Consider the following 2,500-nt stretch of genomic DNA (forward strand, 5'->3'; position numbering starts at 1 on the left):
GGCCGGCGCTTCGAGAGCTGGGTCGAGACGCAACTGGCGCCCGAACTTGAGCCCGGCGATGTCGTCATCCTCGACAATGTCGGGTTCCACAAGAGCGAGCGGGCCCACGAACTGGTGCGCCGACGCGGCGCATGGATGCTGTTCCTGCCGCCATACTCACCTGATCTCAACCCGATCGAAATGGCTTTCTCGAAGCTCAAGACGCTGCTGCGCAAGAAGGCGGCCAGAACCTTCGAGGCGCTCTGCCATGCGCTCGGCGACATCTGCGACCTCTTCGACCCCACTCAGTGCCGAAACTTCTTCAAAGCTGCTGGATATGAGGCCGATTAATCGCGACACGCTTTAGAGAAGGAGCCGTGGGCCCTTCGGCATAGAGGTCCTGATCCTGTTCTGGTGTCCGCGACAGCAATCCTCTGGCCGGTTGTTGCCGGCACATAGGAGGTCTAAGCAGGCTCCATGAAGTCTCCAAGCGAAGCCACCGATACATTCTGCCCGCAGTCGCGGCGCAGGTTCGTGCTGATCGCGGCGATCCTGGCTTCGGCGCTCGGCTTCATCGACGGTTCGGTCCTGGCCATAGCCACGCCGGCGATCCGTGTCGATCTCGGCGCCAGCCTCGCCGAGGCGCAATGGATTTCCAATGCCTATGCGCTGACGCTTTCGGCGCTCATCCTCGCCGGCGGTGCCGCTGGCGACCGATTCGGTCTGCGGCGCGCTTTCGTGGCGGGCATAGTCCTGTTCATTGCCGCCTCGCTGGCCTGCGCGGTGGCACCGAACCCGGCGGTGCTTATTGCGTTCCGTGCACTCCAGGGCATCGGCGCTGCCATCATGGTGCCCGGCAGCCTCGCCATCATCGCCAAGGCCTATCCGAAGAAGGAGCGTGGCAGGGCGATCGGCATCTGGGCGGCGGCCTCGGCGCTGACGACGGCACTTGGCCCGGTGCTGGGCGGCCTTGTGCTGTCGGCCTTCGGCGACGGCATCTGGCGGGCGATCTTCGCCATCAACCTGCCGCTTGGTCTTGTCTCGATCTATCTTCTGCTCGCCAAGGTCCCTGCTGATGCGCCGACGGAGAAGCGCAGCCTCGATCTTGGCGGCGCCGGACTGGCGACGCTGGCATTTGGAGCGCTCGCCTACGGCTTGACCTCGATGAGTGACAAGGGCGAAGGGCTTATATCGGGGGGCGAGGGGCTTATGTCGGGGCCGAGCATTGCCGCGGGCGGGGTGCTGCTCATCGCTTTCATCGTCTTCGAGCGCCGGCAGCGCGAACCGATGATCGATCTGTCGCTGTTTCGGATCGGCGCCTTCGCCGGCGCCAATGTGGCGACTTTCTTCTTATACTTCGCGCTGTCGGCCAATCTGTTCTACCTGCCGATGCTGCTGATTGCCGGATGGGGACTGAGCGCGGCAGAGGTCGGCTTCATCTTCCTGCCGCTGTCCGCGTTGATCGCGCTGTTGTCGGGGCCGGTCGGCCAGTGGTCCGACCGGATCGGTCCGCGTTTTCCGATCGCCAGCGGCAGTCTCGTCGTCGCCGCCGCCTTCGCCGGGCTTGCCTTGCTCGCCTATGCCGGCATCCACAATTTCTGGATGGGGGTATTTCCGATGATGGCGCTGATGGGACTCGGCATGGCGTTGGTCGTGTCGCCGCTGTCGACGGCGATCATGACGGCGGTCGAGGACAAGGATACGGGTGCTGCTTCGGGAATCAACAATGCCGTCTCGCGCATTGGCGGCTTGATCGCGGTGGCGGCGATGGGTTCGCTGGCGGCCGGGGTCTATGCGGCAGTGCTGAACGGCGGTGCCGGCATTCCGGGTTTCGGCGAACCGGCGCCGGCAGGCCTGGCACCGGATCTCGATGCAGCAAGGCTTGTCGCCAGCGACGCGGCGTTCGCCGCCGTCGCCTTGGTCACCGCGCTGCTTTGCCTGCTGTCGGCGATCGTGGCGTGGACGACTGTTTCCGGCGAGCGACTGCCATGGTGGCGTGGATCTGAGAATCCGCAACACTGAGGATCAGGACTCAGAAAGGCGCCAAGTTCGGCTCAGCCTTCGATCTTGGCGCTCGCGACCCTCAGCGAATCACTGTCTTCCTGCTTGAGCAGATCATCGATGCGCTCGCGCTCGCGCTTGAAGGCAACGAGGTCGTCGCCCTTCAGCACCTTGCCGACCGGCAGGCGGACGCGCATAGAGTCGACCTTGGTGCCGTTGACGATCAGTTCATAATGAAGATGTGGACCGGTGGAGAGGCCGGTTGAGCCGAGATAGCCGATAACCTGGCCCTGGCGAATGCGAACACCCGGCGCGATGCCCTTGGCAAAGGCGCTCTGGTGATTGTAGGACGTCTCGTAGCCATTGGCATGACGGATGATGATCTGCTTGCCATAGCCGCCGGCCCAGCCCGCCTTTTCGACGACGCCGTTGCCGGCGGCAATGATCGGCGATCCGACCGGAGCTGCCCAGTCGGTTCCCGTATGCATCTTCACATATCCCAAAATGGGGTGACGCCTGG

General features: G+C 64.0%; 3 protein-coding genes (1 of these 3 cut by a window edge). 2 read left to right on the top strand and 1 reads right to left on the bottom strand.

From position 1 onward, the window contains the following. On the top strand, nucleotides 1-330 hold a 330-nt coding region (locus IQ26_RS35980), incomplete at its 5' end, for a transposase (protein WP_145723140.1). Nucleotides 331-456: 126 nt separating this feature from the next. Next, nucleotides 457-2,001 (top strand): MFS transporter, encoded by a 1,545-nt coding sequence (locus IQ26_RS35985; RefSeq protein WP_145723141.1) that lies wholly within the window; start codon nucleotides 457-459, stop codon nucleotides 1,999-2,001. A gap of 32 nt (nucleotides 2,002-2,033) precedes the next feature. Here the strand turns inward: IQ26_RS35985 and IQ26_RS35990 are convergent, their stop codons facing one another. Next, on the bottom strand, nucleotides 2,034-2,500 hold the end of the coding sequence (locus IQ26_RS35990) for a M23 family metallopeptidase (RefSeq protein WP_162458177.1). The gene runs 1,501 nt beyond the window's last position; the window shows 467 of its 1,968 coding nt (coding positions 1,502-1,968); its start codon lies off the right edge, out of view; its stop codon occupies nucleotides 2,034-2,036.

The organism is Mesorhizobium tianshanense (assembly GCF_007830515.1).
Taxonomy (GTDB): domain Bacteria; phylum Pseudomonadota; class Alphaproteobacteria; order Rhizobiales; family Rhizobiaceae; genus Mesorhizobium; species Mesorhizobium tianshanense.

Coding starts and splice junctions, on each gene's coding strand:
- IQ26_RS35985 (WP_145723141.1), top strand. CDS start 457: ATGAAGTCTCCAAGCGAAGCCACCGATACATTCTGCCCGCAGTCGCGG.